General features: G+C 71.9%; 18 protein-coding genes and 1 riboswitch. Of the genes, 9 read left to right on the forward strand and 9 right to left on the reverse strand.

Features of this window, described 5'->3' with window-relative positions; genetic code table 11:
- Positions 1 to 882, reverse strand: coding sequence for a bifunctional methylenetetrahydrofolate dehydrogenase/methenyltetrahydrofolate cyclohydrolase (locus HQM25_RS12665; protein ID WP_172990561.1), 882 nt, complete (start codon positions 880 to 882; stop codon positions 1 to 3).
- A 118-nt stretch (positions 883 to 1,000) separates the two neighbouring features.
- A complete protein-coding gene (gene glyA / locus HQM25_RS12670) occupies positions 1,001 to 2,275 on the reverse strand; it encodes a serine hydroxymethyltransferase (RefSeq protein WP_172990562.1) in 1,275 nt (424 codons plus the stop codon).
- Between the two features lie 53 nt (positions 2,276 to 2,328).
- Positions 2,329 to 2,413, reverse strand: a riboswitch (ZMP/ZTP riboswitch).
- Positions 2,414 to 2,503: 90 nt separating this feature from the next.
- Here glyA and HQM25_RS12675 point away from each other — a divergent pair.
- The 5 genes from HQM25_RS12675 (at position 2,504) to HQM25_RS12695 (ending at position 9,232) form a co-directional block, all read left to right on the forward strand.
- On the forward strand, positions 2,504 to 4,027 hold the full coding sequence (locus tag HQM25_RS12675) for a beta-N-acetylhexosaminidase (RefSeq protein ID WP_172990563.1): 1,524 nt from the start codon (positions 2,504 to 2,506) through the stop codon (positions 4,025 to 4,027).
- Complete coding sequence (gene nagA, locus HQM25_RS12680; protein ID WP_172990564.1) at positions 4,024 to 5,181, forward strand: N-acetylglucosamine-6-phosphate deacetylase; 1,158 nt, start codon at positions 4,024 to 4,026, stop codon at positions 5,179 to 5,181. The genes HQM25_RS12675 and nagA overlap by 4 nt, the downstream gene beginning before the upstream one ends.
- 402 nt (positions 5,182 to 5,583) lie before the next feature.
- Entirely contained in the window at positions 5,584 to 7,383 is a 1,800-nt protein-coding gene (locus HQM25_RS17970) for a sigma-70 family RNA polymerase sigma factor (protein WP_172990565.1), read from the forward strand.
- Positions 7,384 to 7,451: 68 nt separating this feature from the next.
- Entirely contained in the window at positions 7,452 to 7,835 is a 384-nt protein-coding gene (locus HQM25_RS12690) for a YrdB family protein (protein WP_172990566.1), read from the forward strand.
- Entirely contained in the window at positions 7,832 to 9,232 is a 1,401-nt protein-coding gene (locus HQM25_RS12695) for an FAD-binding oxidoreductase (RefSeq protein ID WP_172990567.1), read from the forward strand. The genes HQM25_RS12690 and HQM25_RS12695 overlap by 4 nt, the downstream gene beginning before the upstream one ends.
- A gap of 23 nt (positions 9,233 to 9,255) precedes the next feature.
- Here the strand turns inward: HQM25_RS12695 and HQM25_RS12700 are convergent, their stop codons facing one another.
- The 6 genes from HQM25_RS12700 to HQM25_RS12725 all read right to left on the reverse strand — a co-directional run bounded on the left by HQM25_RS12700 (position 9,256) and on the right by HQM25_RS12725 (position 15,707).
- Positions 9,256 to 10,035 (reverse strand): glucosamine-6-phosphate deaminase, encoded by a 780-nt coding sequence (locus HQM25_RS12700; RefSeq protein ID WP_172990568.1) that lies wholly within the window; start codon positions 10,033 to 10,035, stop codon positions 9,256 to 9,258.
- On the reverse strand, positions 10,028 to 10,966 hold the full coding sequence (locus tag HQM25_RS12705; RefSeq protein WP_172990569.1) for an ROK family protein: 939 nt from the start codon (positions 10,964 to 10,966) through the stop codon (positions 10,028 to 10,030). Before HQM25_RS12705 ends, HQM25_RS12700 begins: the two co-directional genes overlap by 8 nt.
- Positions 10,967 to 11,009: 43 nt before the next feature.
- Positions 11,010 to 11,981, reverse strand: a complete 972-nt coding sequence (locus tag HQM25_RS12710) for a carbohydrate ABC transporter permease (protein WP_172990570.1) — start codon at positions 11,979 to 11,981, stop codon at positions 11,010 to 11,012.
- Positions 11,978 to 12,952, reverse strand: a complete 975-nt coding sequence (locus HQM25_RS12715; RefSeq protein ID WP_172990571.1) for a carbohydrate ABC transporter permease — start codon at positions 12,950 to 12,952, stop codon at positions 11,978 to 11,980. Before HQM25_RS12715 ends, HQM25_RS12710 begins: the two co-directional genes overlap by 4 nt.
- Positions 12,953 to 13,142: 190 nt before the next feature.
- Positions 13,143 to 14,423 (reverse strand): extracellular solute-binding protein, encoded by a 1,281-nt coding sequence (locus HQM25_RS12720; protein ID WP_172990572.1) that lies wholly within the window; start codon positions 14,421 to 14,423, stop codon positions 13,143 to 13,145.
- 81 nt (positions 14,424 to 14,504) lie between these two features.
- Complete coding sequence (locus HQM25_RS12725; protein ID WP_172990573.1) at positions 14,505 to 15,707, reverse strand: ROK family transcriptional regulator; 1,203 nt, start codon at positions 15,705 to 15,707, stop codon at positions 14,505 to 14,507.
- Positions 15,708 to 15,872: 165 nt separating this feature from the next.
- Between HQM25_RS12725 and HQM25_RS12730 the strand changes: the two genes are divergently transcribed.
- Together HQM25_RS12730 and HQM25_RS12735 are read left to right on the forward strand one after the other, a co-directional pair.
- Positions 15,873 to 17,363: a L,D-transpeptidase family protein gene (locus HQM25_RS12730; protein WP_254359329.1), complete on the forward strand. Its 1,491-nt coding sequence runs from the start codon at positions 15,873 to 15,875 to the stop codon at positions 17,361 to 17,363.
- Between the two features lie 37 nt (positions 17,364 to 17,400).
- Complete coding sequence (locus tag HQM25_RS12735) at positions 17,401 to 18,369, forward strand: acetylxylan esterase (RefSeq protein WP_172990574.1); 969 nt, start codon at positions 17,401 to 17,403, stop codon at positions 18,367 to 18,369.
- Positions 18,370 to 18,427: 58 nt separating this feature from the next.
- On the opposite strand, the gene HQM25_RS12740 is transcribed toward HQM25_RS12735, so the two are convergent.
- Positions 18,428 to 20,647 (reverse strand): NADP-dependent isocitrate dehydrogenase, encoded by a 2,220-nt coding sequence (locus HQM25_RS12740; RefSeq protein ID WP_172990575.1) that lies wholly within the window; start codon positions 20,645 to 20,647, stop codon positions 18,428 to 18,430.
- 148 nt (positions 20,648 to 20,795) lie between these two features.
- On the opposite strand from HQM25_RS12740, the gene HQM25_RS12745 reads away from it, so the two are divergent.
- Positions 20,796 to 21,248, forward strand: a complete 453-nt coding sequence (locus HQM25_RS12745; RefSeq protein WP_172990576.1) for a GNAT family N-acetyltransferase — start codon at positions 20,796 to 20,798, stop codon at positions 21,246 to 21,248.
- A gap of 457 nt (positions 21,249 to 21,705) precedes the next feature.
- The gene (locus HQM25_RS12750) at positions 21,706 to 22,596 is read left to right on the forward strand and encodes an endonuclease domain-containing protein (protein ID WP_172990577.1); all 891 of its coding nucleotides are present in this window, start codon (positions 21,706 to 21,708) and stop codon (positions 22,594 to 22,596) included.
- Positions 22,597 to 22,618 lie beyond the last annotated feature (22 nt).

Consider the following 22,618-nt stretch of genomic DNA (forward strand, 5'->3'; position numbering starts at 1 on the left):
TCAGGCGGTGGCGCGCTCGGCCGCCTCGACGACGTTCGTCATGAGCAGGGCGACCGTCATCGGACCGACCCCGCCGGGGTTCGGCGAGAGCCAGCCGGCCACCTCGGCGACATCGGGGTGCACGTCGCCGAAGACCTTGGCCTTGCCGGTCTCGGGGTCGTCCTCGCGCGTGACGCCGACATCGAGCACGGCGGCACCCGGCTTCACGTCCTCCGCGCGCACGATGTGCTTCACCCCGGCCGCGGCCACGATCACGTCCGCCTCGCGCAGGTGCGCACCGAGATCGACGGTGCCGGTGTGGGTGAGCGTCACGGTCGCGTTGTACTGGCGGCGGGTCAGCAGCAGCCCGATCGAGCGGCCGATCGTCACGCCGCGGCCCACCACGACGACGTTCTTGCCGTTCAGGTCGTAGCCGTTGCGCACGAGCAGCTCGATCACGCCGCGCGGCGTGCACGGCAGCGGCGTCGTGATCGGCGCATTGACGTTCAGCACGAGGCGGCCGAGGTTCGTGGGGTGCAGCCCGTCGGCATCCTTCGCAGGATCGATCCGCTCGAGGATCGCATCGGTGTCGAGGTGCTTCGGCAGCGGCAGCTGCACGATGTAGCCGTGGCACGCCGGGTCGGCGTTGAGCTCGTCGATCAGCGCCTCGACCTCGGCCTGCGTCGCGTCGGCGGGCAGTTCGCGCTGGATCGAGTTCATGCCCACCGCCTCGGACTGGCGGTGCTTCATGCCGACGTACAGCTGCGACGCCGGGTCGGCGCCCACGAGCACCGTCGCGATGCCCGGCGTCACGCCGCGGTCCTTGAGCGCTGCCACGCGCTCGCGCAGCTCGTCCTGGATGGCGGCCGCGGCCGCGCGGCCGTCGAGCTTGGTCGCAGTCATGGTTCCTCCCGATGCCGAGACCCGACTCCGCGGGCGAGACCCGCCGGCGGCGGCGTGGGTCTCACCCGGGAATCCGGGTCTCGGCGTAAGTGATGACAGATGGATGCCGCGCGCGGCGTTACTGCTGCAGGCCGGGGTAGAGCGGGAAGGCGGCGGCGAGCGCGTCGACGCGGGCGCGCAGCGCGTCGAGGTCGGCGCCGGGCTGCAGCGCGAGGGCGATCACGTCGGCGACCTCGGCGAACTCGGCGTCGCCGAATCCGCGCGTCGCGAGCGCGGGCGTGCCGATGCGCAGGCCCGAGGTGACCATCGGCGGGCGCGGGTCGTTCGGCACGGCGTTGCGGTTGACGGTGATGTGGATCTCGTGCAGGAGGTCCTCGGCCTGCTTGCCGTCGATGGCGGCCTCGCGCAGGTCGACGAGCACGAGGTGCACGTCGGTGCCGCCCGAGCGCACCGCGACGCCGGCATCCTTCACGTCCTGCTGCGAGAGGCGATCGGCCAGCAGCGCGGCGCCGCGCACCACGCGCTCCTGGCGCTCCCGGAACTCGGGGGTGCCGGCGAGCTTGAACGCGGTCGCCTTCGCGGCGATGACGTGCATGAGCGGGCCGCCCTGCTGCCCGGGGAAGACGGCGGAGTTGATCTTCTTGGCGATGTCGGCGTCGTTGGTGAGGATGAAGCCCGAACGCGGTCCGCCGATGGTCTTGTGCACGGTCGACGACACGACGTCGGCGTACGGCACGGGCGAGGGGTGCAGGCCCGCCGCCACGAGACCGGCGAAGTGCGCCATGTCGACCCACAGCAGGGCGCCGACCTCGTCGGCGATCGCGCGGAACGCGGCGAAGTCGAGCTGGCGCGGGTAGGCCGACCAGCCCGCGATGATGACCTTCGGCTGGTGCTCGAGGGCCAGGCGCCGCACCTCGTCCATGTCGATGATGCTGGTCTCGGGGTTCACGCCGTACGCAACGATGTTGTAGAGGCGCCCGGAGAAGTTGATCTTCATGCCGTGCGTGAGGTGGCCGCCCTGATCCAGCGACAGACCCAGCAGCGTGTCGCCGGGGCGCGCGATCGCGTGCAGCACGGCGGCGTTGGCGGAGGCGCCGGAGTGGGGCTGCACGTTGGCGTACTCGGCGCCGAACAGCTCCTTGGCGCGGGCGATCGCGAGCTCCTCGGCGACGTCGACCTCCTCGCAGCCGCCGTAGTAGCGGCGGCCGGGGTAGCCCTCCGCGTACTTGTTGGTGAGCACCGAACCCTGCGACTGCAGCACCGAGACCGGAACGAAGTTCTCGGACGCGATCATCTCGAGGAAGCCGCGCTGGCGGTTCAGCTCGCGCTCGAGCACCTCCGCGATCTCGGGGTCGACCTCGGCGAGCGGGGCGTTGAAGTACGGATCTGTCATGACGATCTCCTGACGACGGCTGGATTCGGACGCCCGCAGCGCGGGAGCGGGTGAACATCGGCCCAGGCGTGCGGTCGAATGCCGTTGTCGGTCGCTCCCCGGTGGTTCCCCACCTCAACGCCAGTCGCGACCCTGCGAGCATACCGGATCCGCACCCTCGCGCCGCGGGCGATCGGCGCGATAGGCTGGCCGGACGCATTTTGTTAGGACTCTTTACTAGGAGGATCCGTGCCGCACCTTCCGGTCGTCCCCGCTCCCGCGTCGCTGGCCGTCGCGGACGGCGCCCCGTTCGCCCTCACCGGTGCCGTCGCGGTCATCGGCGACGCGGCGGCCGGGGCTCAGCTGGCGGACCTGGTCGCCGCGCGCACCGGTCTCGAGCTCACCGCCACCGCGGGCTCCTCCGACACCGGCGCGATCGCCCTCCGCGTCGAGCCCGGGGGCCCCGCCGAGTCGTACCGGCTCTCGGTGAGCGCCGGAACGGTGACCGTGGTCGGCGCCGACGCAGCCGGCCTCTTCTACGGCGTGCACACTCTGGCGCAGCTGATCGCCCGCTCCGGCGACGCCTGGACCGTTCCCCCCGTCGAGATCGACGATGCCCCGCGCTTCGCCTACCGCGGCGTCATGCTCGACGTCGCGCGCCACTTCCACGCCGTCGAGACGGTCACCGACTACATCGACCGCGCCGCGAGCCTGAAGTTCAACGCGCTGCACCTGCACCTCACCGACGACCAGGGCTGGCGCATCCACCTCGACTCCCGTCCGGCGCTCACCGAGAAGGCGACGAGCACGTCGGTCGGCGGCGACCCCGGCGGCTTCTTCACGAAGGACGACTACCGCCGGATCGTCGCGCACGCGGCATCCCGCCACATGATCGTCGTGCCCGAGATCGACATGCCCGGGCACACCCACGCCGTCGGACTCGCGTACCCCGAGCTGGTCGAGAAGCCGGTGCTGAGCGAGCACATCCACGAGATCTTGCAGCAGTACGGCGGTCAGCTGCCGACGCCGGGCGTGCCCTACGACGGCATGGCCGTCGGCTTCTCGTCGCTGCGCATCCACGACGAGGCCACGTACGACTTCGTCGCCGACGTGTTCGGCGAGCTCACCGCCCTGACCCCGGGGCCCTATCTGCATCTGGGCGGCGACGAGGCGCTGGGCACCGACCCCGACGATTTCGCGACCTTCGTCTCGCGCGCCAGCGAGATCATCGCCGACCTCGGCAAGACGCCGATCGCGTGGCACGAGGCCGGGGCGGCGGCGGGCCTGCACCCCGACACGGTCGGCCAGTACTGGGGCTTCGTCACTCCCACCGACGGCATGGATGAGAAGGCGCGCGCCTTCGTGCGCGCGGGCGCGGGCCTCATCCTCTCGCCCGCCGACGCGATCTACCTCGACATGAAGCACTCCGCCGACTCGCCGCTCGGGCTGGTGTGGGCCCACGGCGTGACGAGCGTGCGCCGCTCGTACGAGTGGGAGCCCGCCGCGATCATCGAGGGCGTCGGCGACGACGACATCCTCGGTGTCGAGGCGCCCCTGTGGACCGAGACGGTCCGCACCGCCGCCGACATCGACGAACTCGCCTTCCCCCGTATCGCCTCGGCCGCCGAGGCGGCCTGGTCGCCCGCGACCGGTGCGAGCGAGCTGCGCACGTGGGAGTCCTTCCGCGCACGCGTCGGCGGCCTCGCTCCCCTGTGGCGGGCGCTCGGCATCGGCTTCCACCCCTCCGACGAGATCGACTGGGCGGCCGAGTGAGCGCCACCCTCATCCACTCGGCGCGACTCGTCGACGACGGGCGGGTGACCGACGACGGGTGGGTGCTGTTCGCCGACGGCCGGGTCGCCGCCGTCGGCGACGGCGAGAGCGGGAGGGATGCCGCGCCCGCCGCGACAACGGTGATCGACGCCCGCGCGCTCGCCGGCCCCGGGGCGATCCTCACGCCCGGCTTCATCGACCTGCACGGCCACGGCGGCGCCGGCGCGTCGTACGACGAGGGCGCCGACGCGATCCGCGCCGCCCGGGCGCTGCACCGTGCGCACGGCACGACCCGTGCGGTGGTCTCGCTGGTGACCGCCTCGGTCGACGACCTCGTCGAGCGGGTGGGCGTGGTGGCCGGGCTCGCCGCCCACGACCCCCAGATCCTCGGCTCGCACCTCGAGGGGCCCTTCCTCGACCCGGGCCACAAAGGCGCGCACACCGAGGGGCTGCTCGTCGATCCGACCCCCGTCGCCATCGACCGACTCGTGGATGCCGCGCGCGGCACCCTCGTGCAGGTCACGCTCGCCCCCGAGCGTCCGGGTGCCGGGGCGGGGCTGGAGCGCCTGCGCGCGGCGGGCGTGGTGGTGGCCGTCGGCCACACCGACGCCGACGCCGACACGGCGCGGGCCGCCTTCGACGCCGGGGCGAGCCTGCTCACGCATGCGTTCAACGCGATGCCCGGCATCCACCACCGCGCTCCCGGCCCGGTGGTCGCGGCGCTGCGCGACCCGCGTGTGGTGCTGGAGATCATCGCCGACGGCGTGCACGTCGATCCCGCCCTCATCGCGGTCGCCTTCGACGCGGCGCCGGGCCGGATCGCGCTCGTGACCGACGCCATGGCCGCCGCCGGCGCCGACGACGGGCGCTACCTGCTGGGCGGCCTGGAGGTGAGCGTGGACGACGGCGTGGCGCGCCTGGTCGAGGGCGGCGCGATCGCGGGGTCCACGCTGACGCAGGACGCCGCGCTGCGGGTCGTCGTGGCGGCGGGCGTCGCCCTGCCGGCGGCCGTCGCGGCGCTCACCCGCACCCCGGCGCGCGCGATCGGTCGCGACGACATCGGTCGGCTCTCCCCGGGCGCCCGCGCCGACGCGGTGCTGCTGGACGCGGGACTCGGCGTGCGGGGCGTGTGGGCCGACGGCGACGCGGTCTGAACCGCCCCATCCGGGGGGGCGGCGGCCGCTGCATCCCCCACCATGCAGCGGCCGCATCCCCTGAGAGGTTCGCGGGCCGGAGATCCCTCCCCCGAGACATCCCCGGACCCGCTGGGCGACCGACGTCGGCTGCCCACCCGGCTCCCGTCCCCCCGACGGGGCGGCGGGCCTGTGATCCTCTGATCATGAGATGCGGTGGCAGCCGATCCATTACGCGAGTTCGCAGAATTCCTGCGAGAAAGTTCCGGATCGGTCTCGATGCGACGGCACACGGTCGCACGGGTGGTGAAACCGGGTGCGAACCGTGAGAATGGACCGATCGCGTGATGACCCCCGGCTTTGCGCGTCTCATGGGCAGGACCGGCGTGCGCCGGCCGAAACCGTCCACGTCCGGAGACATCGATGACGCAGGAACTCCCGCGCGAGAGCGTCGCGCCCGCCGACCTCGGCGACGCCGATCTCGTCCTTCGCACGCGTTCGGGCGACAGCGACGCGTTCGGCGAGCTGTGGCGCCGCCACTACCGCTCCGGCATCACCGTTGCCCGCTCGGTGACCTCGACCCTCGACGCCGACGACCTCGTGCAGGAGGCGTACACGCGCATCTACCAGTCGATCCAGCGCGGGGGCGGGCCGACGGGGTCGTTCCGCGCCTACCTGTTCACGAGCATCCGCAACACGGCCGCCTCGTGGGGGCGATCGAACCGCGAGACCACGATCGAGACGCTGGATGCCGTCGAAGACCCGTCCACGACCGAGCAGGCGACCTCCGAGGCACTGGACCGCAGCCTCACCCACAGCGCCTTCCGCAGCCTCCCCTCGCGATGGCAGGAGGTGCTCTGGTACACCGAGATCGAGCAGATGAAGCCGGCCGAGATCGCGCCGCTGCTCGGGATGAAGGCGAGCGCCGTCGCGCAGCTGGCGTTCCGCGCGCGGGAGGGCCTCCGCGAGGCGTGGATCCAGGCCCACCTGCGCAGCGTGGCGGACGGGTCGCAGTGCCAGTGGACCATCGAGCGGCTGGGCGCCTATGCGCGCGAGAACGTCGGCCGCCGCGACCGCCGTCGCCTCGATGAGCACCTCGCCGAATGCGCGCGCTGCGCGATCGTCGCCGGCGAGGCGAAGGAGGTCTCGCACCGTCTCGCCCTCGTGCTGCTCCCGCTGACGGTCGGCGTCGCCGGCACCGCCGGCTACCTCGCGTCGCTGCAGGGCGGGGGCGTGCCGCTGATCGCCCTGGCCGCGATGCCCGGGACCGTGATCGACGGCGCGGTCGGCGCGTCTCCCGGGGCCGCGTCGGGCTCGGGCGCCGCGGCGGGAGCCGGCTCGAGCTCGGCCGCCGCGGGGGCCACCGCGACCGGCGGTGCGCTGTCGGGAGTGGCGGCCTCGGCAGGCCTGGTGGCCGCCGGCCTCGTGGTCGTGGGCACCGTTGTCGCCGGCGCTGTGATGCTGCCGGGGCTCCTGGCGCCGCCGACGTCATCCGACGCCGCGGGCGCCTCCGCCGCCGAGCGCGGCGCGCCGAACGCGGTGCTGGGCGATGCGCCCGTGTCGTCGGGCGCCGACGGCGTCCCCGTCGACGAACTGCCGACGCCCCCGATCACCGCTCCCGCTCCGCCCGTCACGACCCCCGCCCCGGGCGACGATCCCGTCGCCGACGCGGGGGCGCGCGCCGCCGATCCCCGCACCGACGAGCCGGTCGCCCCGCCGGCCGCGGAGGAGCCGTCGGCGCCGGTCGACCCCGCCGACCCCGACCCGGTCGACCCCGCCGACCCCGACCCGGTCGACCCCGTCGACCCCGACCCGGTCGACCCGGGCGGTCCGGATGCGCCCGTCGATCCCGCACCGCCGAGCGACCCCGCCGCCCCGTCCGGAGGCCCCGAGGAGGATGCCGCGACGGGCCTGCCCGCCGGCGCCCCGCTGATCGGCGCGGCCACGACGTCGGTCGAGGATTCGCAGCTGATCGTCGTGATCGAGGTGTCCGGCGAGCCCGGCGCCCTCGTACGGGTCAAGTTCGCGGGCTCGGAGCGCGATGTGCTCACGCTCGATGACGCCGGCACGGGCGTGGTCGTGCTGCGGCCGACGACGGCGCAGCTGCTCACCGACAGCGCGCTGGAGCTGCGGTACACGACCGGCACCCGCGTCGGCGCGGCCGCCCGGGCGAACCTGAGCGACCTGGTCGATCTGCGCGAGATCATCGACGCCCTCCCCTGAGCGAAGGATGCGCCCGGCGCCGGGCGCCGACGTCGGGGCATCCGGCCGCCCGACGTAGACTGGAGGCCATGCCCGAGACCCCCTCCGCCGCCTCCGCATCGCCCGCCCCGGGCATGCGCGCCCCGCTGTCGGCGATCGATGTGCTGGCCTTCGTGTGCGAGCTCTTCGCGTTCGGCACCCTGGCCTTCTGGGGCTTCGTGGCGTGGCCGTTCCCGTGGAACATCGTGGTCGGCATCGCCGCCCCCGTCGTGGCGATCCTCGTGTGGGCGCTGTTCGTCTCCCCGCGCGCGGTCTTCGCCGTGCACCCGTTCGTGCGCGCGTTCGTCGAACTCCTCGTCTACGCGTCGGCGACGATGGCGTGGTGGAGCCTCGGCCAGGCGTGGATCGGCTTGGTCTTCGCCGTCATCGCCGTGACGGTCGGCGTCATCGCGGGCCGGCGCCGCTTCGCGTGACCGCAGCCGCCGCCGACGTCGTCGCCCTCCTGCGGGCCGATCTCGGCGAGCGCGTCGACACGACCCTCGCGGAACGCGAGCGAGCGCGCGCCGACAAGTCCGGCCACGCCGCCGCCGGCATCCCCCTCGCCGTCGTGCACGCCGAGTCGGTCGCTGACGTGCAGACCGTGCTGCGGATCGCCTCGGCCACCCGCACCCCGGTGGTCACCCGCGGTGCGGGAACGGGTCTGGCCGGCGGCGCGAACGCGGGCGAGGGGGAGATCGCCCTGTCGCTTCGACGCATGGATCGCCTCCTCGAGGTGCGGCCCGACGATCTCCTCGCGGTCGTCGAGCCGGGCATCCTCAACGGCGACCTCAACGCCGCCCTCGCCGTGCACGACCTGTGGTGGGCTCCCGATCCCGCCAGCCGCGCGATCTCCACGGTCGGCGGAAACATCGCCACCGGCGCCGGCGGCCTCCTGTGCGCCAAGTACGGCGTCGTGCGCGACGCGGTGCTCGGCGTCGACCTCGTGCTGGCCGACGGTCGCCTGCTGCACCTCGGCCACCGCACGGTGAAGGGCGTGACCGGGCTCGATCTCACCTCGCTCGTGATCGGCTCCGAGGGCGTGCTGGGGGTCGTCGTGGGCGCGACCCTGAAGCTGCGCCGCCTCGTCGCCGGCGAGGTCTGCACGCTCACCGCCGTCTTCCCCGATGTCCGCACCGCGGCACGCGCCTCCGCCGCGGTCACCGCGTCCGGCGCCCAGCCGGCGATCATGGAGCTGATGGATGCCGCGGCCCTCGCCGCCGTGCACGACCTGCTCTCCCTCGCCCGGCCCGCCCCCGGCGCCGCCCAGCTCACCCTGCAGACCGATGGTCCAGCCGCCGTGGCGGAGGCCGCCGCGATCGCCGAGGTGCTGCGGACGGCCGGCGGCACCGTGGCCATCTCGCACGATCGCGAGGAGGGCGAGCGTCTGCTCGCGATCCGCCGCGCGATGCATCCCGCCATGGAGCGCCTGGGCACCACCCTCATCGAGGACGTGTCGGTGCCCCGCAGCGCCCTGCCGGCCATGTTCGACGAGATCGCGCGCGTCGAGCGCGAGCACGGGCTCACCATCCCCACCGTCGCCCACGCCGGCGACGGCAACCTCCACCCCAACTTCATCTTCGACGCCGCGCCCGGAGCCGCCGGCGCGGTGGAGGTGCCGCCGCACATCTGGGAGGCCGCCGACGACCTCTTCCGCGCCGCGCTGCGGCTGGGCGGAACCCTCACCGGCGAGCACGGCGTCGGCGTGCTCAAGCGCCGGTGGCTGGTCGACGAGCTCGGCGACGATCAGTGGGAGCTGCAGCGTCAGGTCGCGCGGGTGTTCGACCCGCTCGGCATCCTGAACCCCGGCAAGGTGTTCGCGGCGCCGCGCTGAGCGCGGGGGCGCGGGGGCGCGGGCTACAGCCCCTGCCACTCCGGCTTGTTCTCGAAGGTGTAGCGGTAGTAGTCGGCGTGCTCCAGCCGTGACGCGGCCGCCTCGTCGACGACGACGGTCGCGTGCGGGTGCAGCTGGATCGCGGACCCCGGCAGCGACGCGCTCAGCGGTCCCTCCACGGCGCCGGCGACCGCGTCGGCCTTGCCCTCGCCGAAGGCGAGCAGCACGAGGTGGCGCGCACGCAGGATCGTGCCGAGGCCCTGCGTGATGCAGTGCCGGGGCACGTCGTCGATGGCGTCGAAGAACCGGGCGTTGTCCAGGCGGGTCCGCTCGGTCAGCGTCTTCACGCGCGTGAGCGAGGCGAACGACGACCCCGGTTCGTTGAAGCCGATGTGCCCGTCGGTGCCGATCCCCAGGATCTGCAGGTGGATGCCGCCCGCCGCCCGGATCGCCGCCTCGTAGTCGTCGCCGTGGTGCTCGATGCCGTCGGGAGACCCGTCGGGCGTGCGGATGCGCGCCGGGTCGAGCCCGAGCGGCTCCACGACCTCACGGGTGATCACCGAGCGGTAGCTCTCCGGGTGCGCGGGATCGATGCCCACGTACTCGTCGAGCGCGAAGCCGCGCACGCGCGACACGTCGACGCCGTCGAGGCGGGGGCGCAGGGCCTCGTACACCGGCAGGGGCGTCGAACCCGTCGCGAGACCGAGGACGACCTCCGGATCCGCGCGCACGAGGCGAACGATCTCCTCGGCGACCAGCGCGCCGGCCGCCGCGGCATCCTTCACGATCACGACTTCAGCCATGGGCGAGCACCTCCTCGGTCTCCCGCGCGGCGCCGACCAGCGCCGCGCCGATCGCCGCCGCGGCCGAGCCGGTCGGCAGGATCTCGACGCGCTCAGTCAAGCGCAGGGAGCGCATGAACGGCGAGGCCGCGGCGCTTTCGGCGAGCTCCGCCCGCACCGGCGCCATGAGCCGGTCGCCGAGCGCGGTCAGCCCTCCGCCGAGGACGACGGTGTCGACATCGGCCGTGAGCACGAGCACCCGCACCGCGGCGGCGACACCGCGGGCGAGCCCGGCGCGCAGCTCCCGGGCGAGCGGGTCGCCGGCGTCGGCCGCATCGAACACGGCGAGCACCGGATAGTCGGCGCTCTGGGCCCAGCGCTGCGCGAGGGCACCGCCACCCGCGAAGGCCTCGATGCACCCGCGCTGCCCGCACCGGCACAGGGGCCCGGCCGGATCGACCGATATGTGGCCGACCTCGCCGGCGGTGCCGCGCGAGCCGCGCCACAGGATGCCGTCGGTGACGATGCCGGCGGCGACCCCCGTGCCGAGGTTGAGATACGCCATGGATGCCACTTCGCGGCCGGCCGCGCGGTGCAGCGCGTCGGCGCCGAGGGCGGCGGCCTTCACGTCGTTCTCGACCGAGACCGGCAGCGCCAGGCGCTCCCCCACCGCTGCTTCCAGATCGAGCTCCTCGACGCCGAGGTTCACCGCGTGCACGACGCGCGCGGTGCCCGGCTCCACCTGGCCCGGGATGCCGATCCCGACCGAGCGGAGGGCTGCGGCATCCACTCCCGGCTCGCGGCGCAGCGCGTCGACAGCGGTCGCGACCGTGTCGGCGACGGCTGCAGGTCCCCAGCCGGTCGGCAGTCGCAGCCGCGCCGCGATGGTGCCGGCATCGTCGACGACGACCGCGTCGGTCTTGGTGCCGCCGACGTCCAAGCCCACCCTCATGAGCCGCCCTCCCCACGGGAGGCGGCGATGTCCAGCCCGCGCATCAGCCCTTGACCGCCCCGGAGACGAGTCCGCCGGTCATGCGGCCCTGGACGATCAGGAAGAAGATGATCACCGGGATCGAGATCATCGTGGCGCCGGCCATGACCGCGCCCCAGTTGACCGAGCCCGATGCCGACGACGAGGTGAAGGCCATGAGCCAGGGCATGAGGGTCAGGTTGTAGCCGCGCATGAGCAGCAGCGCCATCGTGAACTCGTTCCACGCCTGGATGAAGGCGAAGATGCCGGTCGAGACCAGGCCCGGGGCCAGGAGCGGGAAGGTCACCTTCCAGAACGCCTGCGACTTGGTGCAGCCATCGATCATCGCGGCCTCTTCGAGGTCGGCGGGGACGCCGGCGACGAATCCGCGGAGCGTCCAGATCGTGAAGGGGATGACGGATGCCACGTACACGATGCCCAGACCCAGCATGGTGTTCACCAGTCGCCAGTCGTCGAGCATGCCGTAGATCGTGAACATCATCGCTTCGCCGGGGATCATCTGCACGACGAGGACCGCGATGATGAAGGTCTTGCGACCCTTGAACGCGAAGCGGGCGACCGCGATGGATGCCAGGAACGCGAACAGCAGGGTGGCGATCAGCACGCCCGCGGTGATCGTCACCGTCGTCGCCAGCGCGTGGGTGAAGTCGGTCTGGCCCGGCGCCGCCTCACGGCTCCACGCCGTGACGTAGTTGTTGAGCGTGAACTCGAACGGGAGCAGATCGGGGTCGCGGCTGATGATCTGGTCGTTGCGGGTGAACGACAGGTTGACCATCCAGTAGACCGGGAAGATCGAGCAGGCGAAGACGATCGCGGCCGCGATGTTCAGGAGCGTGCGGATGACGACGCGCCGCGACGACGGGCGGCGCGCGTCGATCGATCCGCGCTTGGGGGTCTTGACCTGGCCGACCTCGCCGATGATCTCATCGACGCCGACGGTGCCGAGCTGCGTGCCGGCGGAAACCTGAGTGCTCACAGCTCCTCCTCCTTGAGCGTGGTGCGGACATAGCCCATCGACAGGACGAGCAGCAGGATGACCATGAAGACACCGATCGCCGCGGTCGCGCCGAACTCGCCGATGCCCTGGCGGAACAGGTACGTGCCGAGCACGTTCGTCTCGGATGCCACGCCGCCGCGCTCCTGCAGCGCGTACACCTGCGTGAAGATGCGGAGGTTCCAGATAATCTGGAGCACCAGCACGACGGTGAGGATGTTGCGCAGGTACGGGAAGACCACCAGGCGGAACCGCTGGATGCCGGTGGCGCCGTCGAGCGACGATGCCTCGAGCACCTCGGCGGGCACCTGGCCGAGGCCGGCGTAGGTGGTGAAGGCCACGAACGGCACGCCCTGCCACACGATGATGATCGTGAGCACGAAGAAGAACGACAGCGGAATCTCGAGCCAGCTGTGGTTGGTCCAGTCGTTGGTGCCGGTGATCGCGTTCAGGGCCCAGTTCACGACGCCGTACTGGGTGTCGAAGATCCAGCCCCACACGACCGTGGCGGCCAGCGGCGGCATCGCCCAGGCCAGCAGCAGGCCGATCGAGACGGTGATGCGCCACGCGCGGCTGAGGCGCATCATGAGCACCGCGACGAGCACGCCGAAGAAGATGATCAGCACCGTGAGCACGACCATGAGCCCGAGGCTGCGCATGAGCACGGCCGGGAAGTCCGACTGCGTGAACAGGTCGATGTAGTTCTCGAAGCCGATGAAGTCGGGCGCGACGCCGAGCACGTCGTCCTTCACCGTGAAGTCGGTGAAGGACTGCCAGACCATCGTGAAGGCCGGGTAGCCGACCATGACGGCGAGGACGATCAGGGACGGGCCGAGGAGTGCCCAGGCGGTGCGGGCGTCACGTCGGGCACGCGCCTTCTCACGGGTGGTGGGGGCTTCCTTCTTGGAGCTCCGGGAGCCCGTCGCACGGATCGCGGTGGCTGTCTCGCTCATGTCGCCTCCTCTCTGATGGGGGGGATTCGTCGGGTGTGCGGGCACGTCGAACGTGCCATGCGATGTAGGGGGTGTGGGAGAAGACCGGTCTCCTGGTGCCCGCCAGCCGGCTGCCGCCTGGCGGGCACGAGAGGAACGGTCTCGGCGAGGGCTCCGGGCCGGGGGGATCCCGGAGCCCTCGCACGAGAGATCAGTCGTTGAGGATGGCTTCGATCGCCTCGTCGAGCTCGGCCGCGATCGCCGCGACGTCGCCGCCCTGCGCGATCTTCACGAGCGCGTCGGGGATGAGCTGCGCAGCCTCGACCTCGGACCACTTCGGGCTGGCCGGGGTGCCCTTCGAGTTGGCGAGCGCCTCACCCTGAGCCTTGGCCGACGGTGTGTCGGGCAGAGCCGAGGCGGCCTCGACCAGACCCGGGACCAGACCCTGGGCCGCGAGCAGCTCCTGGTAGCCGGCCGAGAGCATGATCTTGAGGGCCGACTTGGCCTTCTCGGGGGCGTCGCTCTTCGTGGTGACGGCGATGTTCGAGCCACCGGCGAAGATCGGGGCGGTGGTGCCCTCCTCCATGCCCGGGAGCGCGAACGCGTTCAGGTCGCTCGCGTAGGTGTCGGGGCAGCCCTGCGAGACCTCTTCGCCCTTAGCCTTGTCACCCCACGGCCAGGCGCCGGTGAGGTTGCCCTCGGCCCACGCCGGGGTCGAGAGGAAGCCGACCTCGCCCGCGCAGAACGCGATGTTGCCGAGACGCTCGTTGCCGTCGGTCGGAGCAGCCGAGGCGTTCAGGTAGACGTCCTGCAGCATCTCGAGTCCCTCGAGGCTCTCGTCGCTGGAGAACTGGGCGTCCCAGGTGTCGCCGTCCTGGACCGCGATCTCGCCGCCGTGCGCCCACACGTAGGGAAGCGCGTTGTACCAGTCCTTGCCGGGGGCGAAGATGCCCGAGACCGTGTCGGTCTTGAGCTCCTTGCCCTTGGCGACGTACTCCTCGAGGGTCGCCGGCAGGGTGTCGCCGACGATCTGCGGGGTGTAGAAGACGATGCGGCCACCGGCGTAGTACGGCGCGGCGTACAGCTCGCCGTCGTAGGTGCCGGCGTCGACCAGACCGCCGACGAGCTCGCCGAGGTCACCCTCGATGTCGCTCAGCGAGGCGAACAGGCCCGCGTCGGCGAAGCCGAGCGCCTGGGTGTTGCCGACCTCGACCACGTCGGGCGCGTCGTTGGAGGCGAGCGCCGCGGTGTACGTGTTCGACACGTCGTCCCAGGTCTTCTCCTCGATGTTGAGGGTCCAGCCCTCGTTCTCGTCGGCGAAGGTCTCGACGAGGTAGTCGCGCGCCGTCTGCGGCGTGTCGGTGCCGACCAGCCACACCGTCAGCTCGCCGGTCTCCGGCTCTTCGGGGGCGGCCGCAGTGCCGCCGGCGCAACCGGCGAGGACAACAGCCGAAGCGCCGACGAGCGCGAGGGCTCCGAGCTTCTTGTTCATGGGTGTCTTCCTTCGTGTTTCTCTTGGTGTCGGAAGGGCCGGGCGGCCCATCCGGGGGGAATTGCGGGTGCCGCGTCGTTGCTACGACACCCCGAGTTGTCCAGACAGGACCATGACGGCGGCGCCGCGCAGGACGATGTCCTGGCCTTGCGCCGTCATCCGCACGCGTACGCCGTCGTGGAACTGCGCGAGAGTGCGGGAGCGGAGGGTCTCGACCGCGGCCGCCGCGAGCGGTCCGTCGAGAAGTTCGATGGGGCCGGAGAGCACGATCTCCGACAGATCGAGGGCGCCCACGACCGGCGCCAGGGCGATGCCGAGACGCTCGCCGGCGTCGCGGAGCACGCTCTCGCGACCGGCCGCGTCGGGCGCGGCATCCATCCGCTCGGTCAGCGATGGCACCGACAGCCAGGCCTCGAGGCACCCGACCTTGCCGCAGACGCACTGCGGGCCGCCGTCGGTGCCGACGGTGACGTGGCCGATCTCGCCGGCGGCGAAGCGGCTGCCGCGCATGGGCTGGCCGCCCGAGAGCAGGCCGGAGCCCACACCGCGGCCGACCTTGACCAGGAGCACGTCGTCGCCGGCGCCGCCCCACGTGTATTCGGCGAGCACGGCGGCGTTCGCGTCATTGGCCACGAGCACGGGAAGCTGCAGGGCGCCCTCGAGGGCGGATTCGAGGTCGAACCCCGCCCAGCCGAAGTTCGGGGCGGTGAGGATGATGCCGCGGTCGTCGACGACACCGGGGGTGCCGACGCCGATGCCGAGCACCGGGGCGTGGGATTCGGCGACGAGCTCGCGGGCGAGTTCCACCACCGTGGCGACCACGTCGCCGGCGCTGGCCGGCACGGGGGCCTCGCGGCGCACGACGATCTCGCCGTCGAGGGTGAGCACGGCGCCGATGAAGGTGTCGGTGCCCGAGAGGTCGAGGCCGACGATGCGGTGGCCGGCGCGGTCGAGATCGACGAGGATCGCCGGCTTTCCGGGGCGCGAGGACTCGCGCACGCCGAGTTCGGCGACGAAGCCGTCGGCGATCAGCTCGCCCACGAGGTCGGAGATGGTGACTCGGGTGAGCCCGGTCTCGCGAGAGAGGTCGGCGCGGCTCATGGCACCCTGGTGGAAGAGCGTCTGCAGCACGAGCGAGCGGTTGTGGCCGCGGGCGTGCTCGGGAAGCACCTTGGCGCCGGGCCGCAGCGCACGGCCCGCCCCGAAGGAGCGGCCGCCCGTGGCGGTGAGGGTGTGCGGCGGCTCGAGTGTGGAAGAGCCGCGGTGCACTTCCGATGCAGACATGTTTGTTAGTAGACCTTACGAACAAACGTCGCGCAACCCCTGGGAGGAATTTGGGTGGCGTGTTTACAAAACCGTTACATTGCATCCCCCACGGCCGCATTCCCTGGCGCGCACACGCGTCCCTTACCATAGGGAGGACGTAGATCGCGATCGGGGGGTGATGGCGTGACGGATCTGGCGACCAAGCCGGGCGCCGACGGGGCGCAGCCGAACGATGCCGTGTCGTCGAACGACGCTGCGGAGACGGCCGTCATCGACGGACCGCCGCCGCTTCCCGGCGAGCCGACGTACGAATGGGCGCCTGCGGAGCCGGCGCCCAAGAAGAAGCGCACCGGACTGTGGATCGGCCTCGGCGCCGGCGCCATGGCGGTCGCGCTGGTCGTCGCGTCGCTGTTCCTCATCGCCCCCGGAACCTCGATCGCCGGCGTCCCCGTCGGCGGCATGACCGTCGGCGGCGCCACCGACGCCGTGCAGCAGCGGCTCGCCCAGACCACCATCGTCCTGACCGGCGCGGGCGACGACGTCACCGTCACCGGGGCCGACCTCGGCGCCTCGGTCGACGCGAGCGCCCTCGCCGACGACGCCTTCGCGGCGCACCCCATGTGGAACCCCACCACGTGGAACGGCGAACCCTCCCCCGCCACTGTCACGATCGACCACGTCGCCGCCACCGAGGCCCTCGTCGCCGCGGTGCCCGACCTGTACGTCGAGCCGGTGGATGCCACCCTCGCGTACGACGCCGACGCCGCGCGCTACGTGACGACCCCCTCCACCGCGGGCTCGGGCATCGACCTCGCCGTGATCGAGGAGGCCCTGCAGAGCGCCTTCGACAGCGGGAAGACCAGCATCGACCTCGAGCCCGCGCAGGTGCCGATCGAGGCCGTCACCACCTCCGCCATCGCCGATGAGACGGCCGCCCGGCTCAACGGCATCCTCGAGAGCGCCGGCTTCTACGTGGGCGACGATCGCGCCGTCGCCGTGGAGCCCGCGGTCGCGGCATCCTGGCTCACCGTCACCCGCAACACCGACGGCACCTACGCGATCTCGGCCGACGCCGGCGCGATCCAGTCCGTCGTCGACACCCTTCCGGCCGCCATCGACCGCGCCGCCGTCGATGCCACCGTCATCACCAACTCCAGCGGCGGGGTGCTTCGCACGGTCACGGAGGGAGTGACCGGACGCACGCTCGGCGCCACCGACGGCATCGCCGACGACTACGCCGCACAGCTCGCGGGCGGCGAGGGCGCGTTCGCCCTTCCCGTCACCGAGCAGGAGTTCACCACCACGGCCCTGGAGCGCACCATCGAGGTCGACCTCGGCGCGCAGCGTGCATACCTCTACGAGAACGACGAGATGGTCGCGAACATCATCGTCTCCTCAGGGCTCTCCGGCTCGCCGACTCCGCAGGGCCGGTTCACGGTGAACGGCTACTCGCGCATCCAGAGCATGGGATGCTTCGACGGCGCGCCGTACTGCGTGGAGGACGTGCCGTACGTCACCTGGTTCGCACCGGACATCGGCTTCCACGGGGCGAGCAACCTCCGCTCGAGCCTCGGCTTCCCTCAGAGCCACGGCTGCGTGAACATGTGGGACAACGACGCGAAGTTCGTCTACGACTGGACCGTCCCGGGAACCGAGGTCTGGGTCCACGCGTGACGCGACCCGGAGCAATGCCGCGCACTAATCTGACGGGGTGCCCCGCTTCGATCTGAGCCTGCCCGAACTGCGCAGCTATGCGCCCGAGATCCGCGAGCCCGAGGACTTCGACGCCTTCTGGGCCGACACCATCGGCATGGCCCGCGAGGCCGGAGGCGAGGTGGTGCTCGAGCCGGTCGACACGGCGCTGCGCACCGTCGACGTGTTCGACGTCACCTTCCCCGGCTTCTCCGGCGAGCCGGTCAAGGCCTGGCTGTGGATGCCGCGCGGCATCGAGGGGCCACTGCCCGCGATCGTCGAGTACAACGGCTACGGCGGCGGCCGCGGCCTCCCCCACGAGCGGCTCGCCTGGGCGAGCGCCGGATACGCGCACCTGTTCATGGACACGCGCGGGCAGGGCTCCGCCTGGGGCGGCGGCGGGGCGACCGCCGACCCGCACGGAACCGGCCCGTCGTCGCCGGGCTTCATGACGAGGGGAATCGACTCCCCCACCACGTATTACTACCGCCGCGTGTTCACCGACGCCGTCCGCGCCGTCGACGCCGTGCGCGGCATCCCGGACATCGACGCGGCCCGTGTGGCGGTCGCCGGCGGCAGCCAGGGCGGCGGCATCGCCCTCGCCGCAGCCGGCCTCGTGCCGGGACTTCGCGCGGTGCTCCCCGATGTGCCGTTCCTGTGCCACTTCGAGCGCGCCGTCGGCCTCACCGACCGAGACCCGTACCAGGAGGTCGCACGCTACCTCTCGGTGCACCGCGGCGCCACCGAGCGCGTGTTCGACACCCTGTCGTACTTCGACGGCGCGAACTTCGCCGCGCGCGTCTCGGCTCCCTCGCTGTTCTCGGTCGCGCTGCAGGATCTCACCTGCCCGCCCTCGACCGTGTTCGCCGCGTACAACCGGGTGCCGGTGGCCGACAAGGCGATCGAGGTGTACGACTTCAACGACCACGAGGGCGGCGGGCCGTACCAGTGGGCCGCCCAGGCCGCCTTCGCGGCATCCCGGGTCTGAGGGCGACACGGCGAAGGCCCGGCCGCACGCAGCGACCGGGCCTTCGTGGTTGCCGCGATCAGACGATCGCGTCGATGATCTCGTTGAACGTCGGCGACGGACGCATCACGCCGGTCACGAGGGCTGCGTCGGGACGGTAGTAGCCGCCGATCTCGACGGGCGAGCCCTGCACGGCGACCAGCTCGTCGACGATCTTCTGCTCGTTGGCCGCCAGCGCCTCGGCGACCGGGGCGAAGGCCGCGGCCAGCTCCGGGTCGGCGGTCTGCTTCGCGAGCTCCTGCACCCAGTACAGGGCGAGGTAGAAGTGGCTGCCGCGGTTGTCGATCGTGCCGAGCGCCCGGCCCGGCGACTTGTCGTTCTCGAGGAACGTGCCGGTGGCGGCATCCAGCGTGTCGGCCAGCACCTGTGCGCGGACGTTGCCGGTGAAGGTGGCCAGGTGCTCGAGCGAGGCTGCGAGCGCGAAGAACTCGCCCAGCGAGTCCCAGCGCAGGTAGTTCTCCTCGACGAGCTGCTGCACGTGCTTCGGCGCCGATCCGCCTGCGCCCGTCTCGAACAGGCCGCCGCCGGCCAGCAGCGGGACGATCGAGAGCATCTTGGCCGACGTGCCGACCTCGAGGATCGGGAAGAGGTCGGTGAGGTAGTCGCGCAGCACGTTGCCGGTGACCGAGATGGTGTCCAGGCCGTGGCGCATGCGCGCCAGCGTGTACCGGGTCGCCTCAGCGGGAGCCAGGATGCTGATCTGGATGCCGGTGGTGTCCAGCAGCGCGAGACCCTGGTGCACCTTGGCGATCAGCTGCGCGTCGTGCGCGCGGTTGACGTCGAGCCAGAACACGGCGGGCGAACCGGTGGCCTTGGCGCGGCCGACCGCGAGCTTGACCCAGTCCATGACCGCGATGTGCTTGGTCTGGGTGGCGCGCCAGATGTCGCCGGGCTGCACGCTGTGCTCGATGAGCACCGCGCCCTCGCCGTCGACGATCTGCACGACGCCGGGCGTCTCGATCTCGTAGGTCTTGTCGTGGCTGCCGTACTCCTCGGCCGCCTGCGCCATGAGCCCCACGTTCGGAACCGTGCCGATGGTGGCCGGATCGAGCGGGCCGTTGGCGATCACGTCGTCGATCACGGCCTGGTAGACGCCCGCGTAGGACGAGTCCGGGATGACGGCGAGCGTGTCGTCCTCGCCGCCGTCGACGCCCCACAGCTTGCCGCCGTTGCGCACGAGGGCCGGCATCGAGGCATCCACGATCACGTCGGAGGGGACGTGGAGGTTCGTGATGCCCTTGTCGGAGTTCACGTACGACAGGCGGGGTCCGGCGGCCAGGCCCGCGGTGATCTCCGCGGCGATCTGGTCGCCCCCCTCGACGGAGCCGAGGCCGGCGAGGATCGAGCCGAGGCCGTTGTTGGGGGTGAGGCCGGCCGCGGCGAGCGCCGCGCCATGACGCTCGAACACATCGGCGAAGTAGGCCTTCACGACGTGGCCGAAGATGATCGGGTCGCTGACCTTCATCATCGTGGCCTTCAGGTGCACCGAGTACAGGACGTCCTCGGCGCGGGCGGCCTCGAGGGTCTCGGCGAGGAACGCGTCGAGGGCCGCGGCAGACAGGAACGTCGCGTCGATGATCTCGCGCGGCAGCACCTTGAGGTTGTCCTTGAGCACCGTGACGGTGCCGTCCTCGGTGACGTGGCGGATCGTGAGCACGTCGTCGTGGGCGGCGATCCACGACTTCTCGTTGCTCTTGAAGTCGTCGTGACCCATGGTCGCGACGCGGGTCTTCGACCCCTCGGCGAACGCCTTGTTGCGGTGCGGGTGCTTGCGGGCGTAGTTCTTCACCGACAGCGGCGCGCGGCGGTCGCTGTTGCCCTCGCGCAGCACCGGGTTCACGGCGGAGCCCTTGATGCGGTCGTAGCGGGCGCGCACGTCCTTTTCCTCGACGCTCTGCGGCTCGTCGGGGTAGTCGGGCACGTCGTAGCCGGCCGCCTGCAGCTCGGCGATCGCAGCCTTCAGCTGCGGGATGGATGCCGAGATGTTGGGGAGCTTGATGATGTTGGCCTCGGCGAGCGTGGCGAGACCGCCGAGCTCGGCGAGCGCGTCGCCGACCTGCTGCTCGGGCGCGAGCTGCTGCGGGAAGGCGGCGAGCACGCGGCCGGCCAGCGAGATGTCGCGGGTCTCGACATCCACCCCGGCCTGGCTCGTGACGGCCTGGACGATCGGGAGGAAGGAGGCGGTCGCGAGGGCCGGGGCCTCATCGGTGTAGGTGTAGATGATGGTCGAGTCGGTCACCTGTGTCGTCTTTCGTTGTCGGGGCCCGCACAGCCTATCGCACGGAACCGAAAGTATCTTGACGTCAAGATAAATCCCGAGGATCTTGCGACACGGTCGCATATCGTTCACGTGACCCGGGCCGTGGATTGCGGCTAGCCTGTCGCCTATGGCTGAACTGCGACTGGTCGAACTGTCCGCCGCCACCATCGTGGCGGTCAACAACATGTCGCTCAAGCCCGGTCAAGCCGAATACCTCGCTCCCGTCAGCTACGGCATCGCCGCGACGGTCGTGAATCCGCAGACGTCGTGGCAGCGGGTCGTCGTCGACGGCGACGAGGTCGTCGGGTTCGTCAGCGCGAACTTCGACGATGAGGCGCCCGACGAGCACTTCCGCTCCGTGCTGTGGCGCATCAACGTCGACGCCGACGACCAGGGCCGCGGCGTGGGCCGCTTCGCCGTCGAGCACCTGCTGGCCGAGGCGCGCGAGCGCGGCGTCGACCACGTCAACGTCATCTACGAGGCGGGCGAGGACGGCCCCGAGGCGTTCTTCACCCGTGTGGGCTTCACGCCGGTCGCCGAGACCGAGTACGGTGAGGTCATCGCGGAGATCCGCCTGTAAGCACAGTCGCCTCTCAGAGCGAGCGCGGCGAACGGGTATCGACACCCGCCCAGATCCGGCGGCGGGGTCCCGGCCACCCCTCCCCCGCCGAGACCCCGTCGCCCTTGGCGTGCTCCGCGGCGCCCGGTGCGCGCGCTCGTCGGCCCCCGCGCCCTGCGCGAATGCGCGGCGCTGCACTCCCTGCGCGAGTGCGCGGCGCTGCGCCCCTGCGCGAGTGCGCGGCGCTGCACCCCTGCGCGAGTGCGCGGCGCTGCACCCCTGCGCGAGATCCGGAAACCGGATGACGGCAGGTTTGCCGGACTCGATCCGCACGCGGGCCCGGAAAGCGCACTGACCTCCGGTTTCCGGACCGTTCGGCGCGCGGCCCCGCTCCTCCCCAGCGGCCGCAAACGCGCCACCGCGTGATTCTTCTGTGGAGAGCGCCTGGACGGAACCCGTCGTCGGCCACGATCGCCGTATGAGTCCTCGCACCCTCAGCCCCCGCCGCTTCGCCTCGATCGCCGAGGGGGTGCCCGCACTCGCGGCCTGGGCCGCCGCCTCCGGCGGGATCGTCCACCGGGCTGCGGCCGAGCGTGCCGGCTTCCCGATCTCCGTACGCCGGGCGGCGGTGCGCACCGGTGCGGTGCGCAAGCTCCGGCGCGATTGGCTGGCGACCGACGACGCTCCACCCGACCTGGTCACCGCCGCGATCAACGGCGGCACGCTCACCTGTGTATCGGCGGCACGGCGACGAGGCTGGTGGATGCCGGAAGGCGCGCCCACCGGCATCCACCTCCGGGTCGATCCGCACGCGTCATCGCCCGTCGATCCCGACGTCGCCGTGCATTGGTCGCAGCGGATCGCACCCGCCCGACCGGACAGCCTCCTCGAGTCGGTGGAGGACACTCTCGCCCACATCGCGGTGTGCCTCGATGCGGAGAGCGCGCAGGTGGTGTGGAACTCCGCCGTCAAGCTGGAATCGCGATCGCCCGCAGCGCTCCAGCGGGTGCGGTGGCGAACGCAGGCTGCACGGGACTGTGCGGACCGCGCGTCCGAGCAGTCGGACTCGGGGCTCGAGACGATCGCCGTCGTGCGGCTGACCCCGTGGGGGATCCCCATCCAGCAGCAGGTCGTGCTGCTCGGGCGCCCCGTGGACATCCTCATGGGCGAACGGCTCGTGATCCAGATCGACGGGTACGCCCACCACGCGTCATCGGCGCAGCGGAGCCGAGACGTGGCGTTCGACGCGGAGCTGGCGCTGCTCGGCTACACCGTGCTGCGCTTCACGTACGTGCAGATCGTGCACGATTGGGAGGGCGTCGAACGCACCATCGCCCGCGCGATCGCCGCCGGGCTGCACCTCGCATGACGCGCCGCGCGCTGTCGCTCGG

This window comes from Microbacterium hominis (genome assembly GCF_013282805.1).
In the GTDB taxonomy this organism is placed as follows: Bacteria; Actinomycetota; Actinomycetes; order Actinomycetales; family Microbacteriaceae; genus Microbacterium; species Microbacterium hominis_B.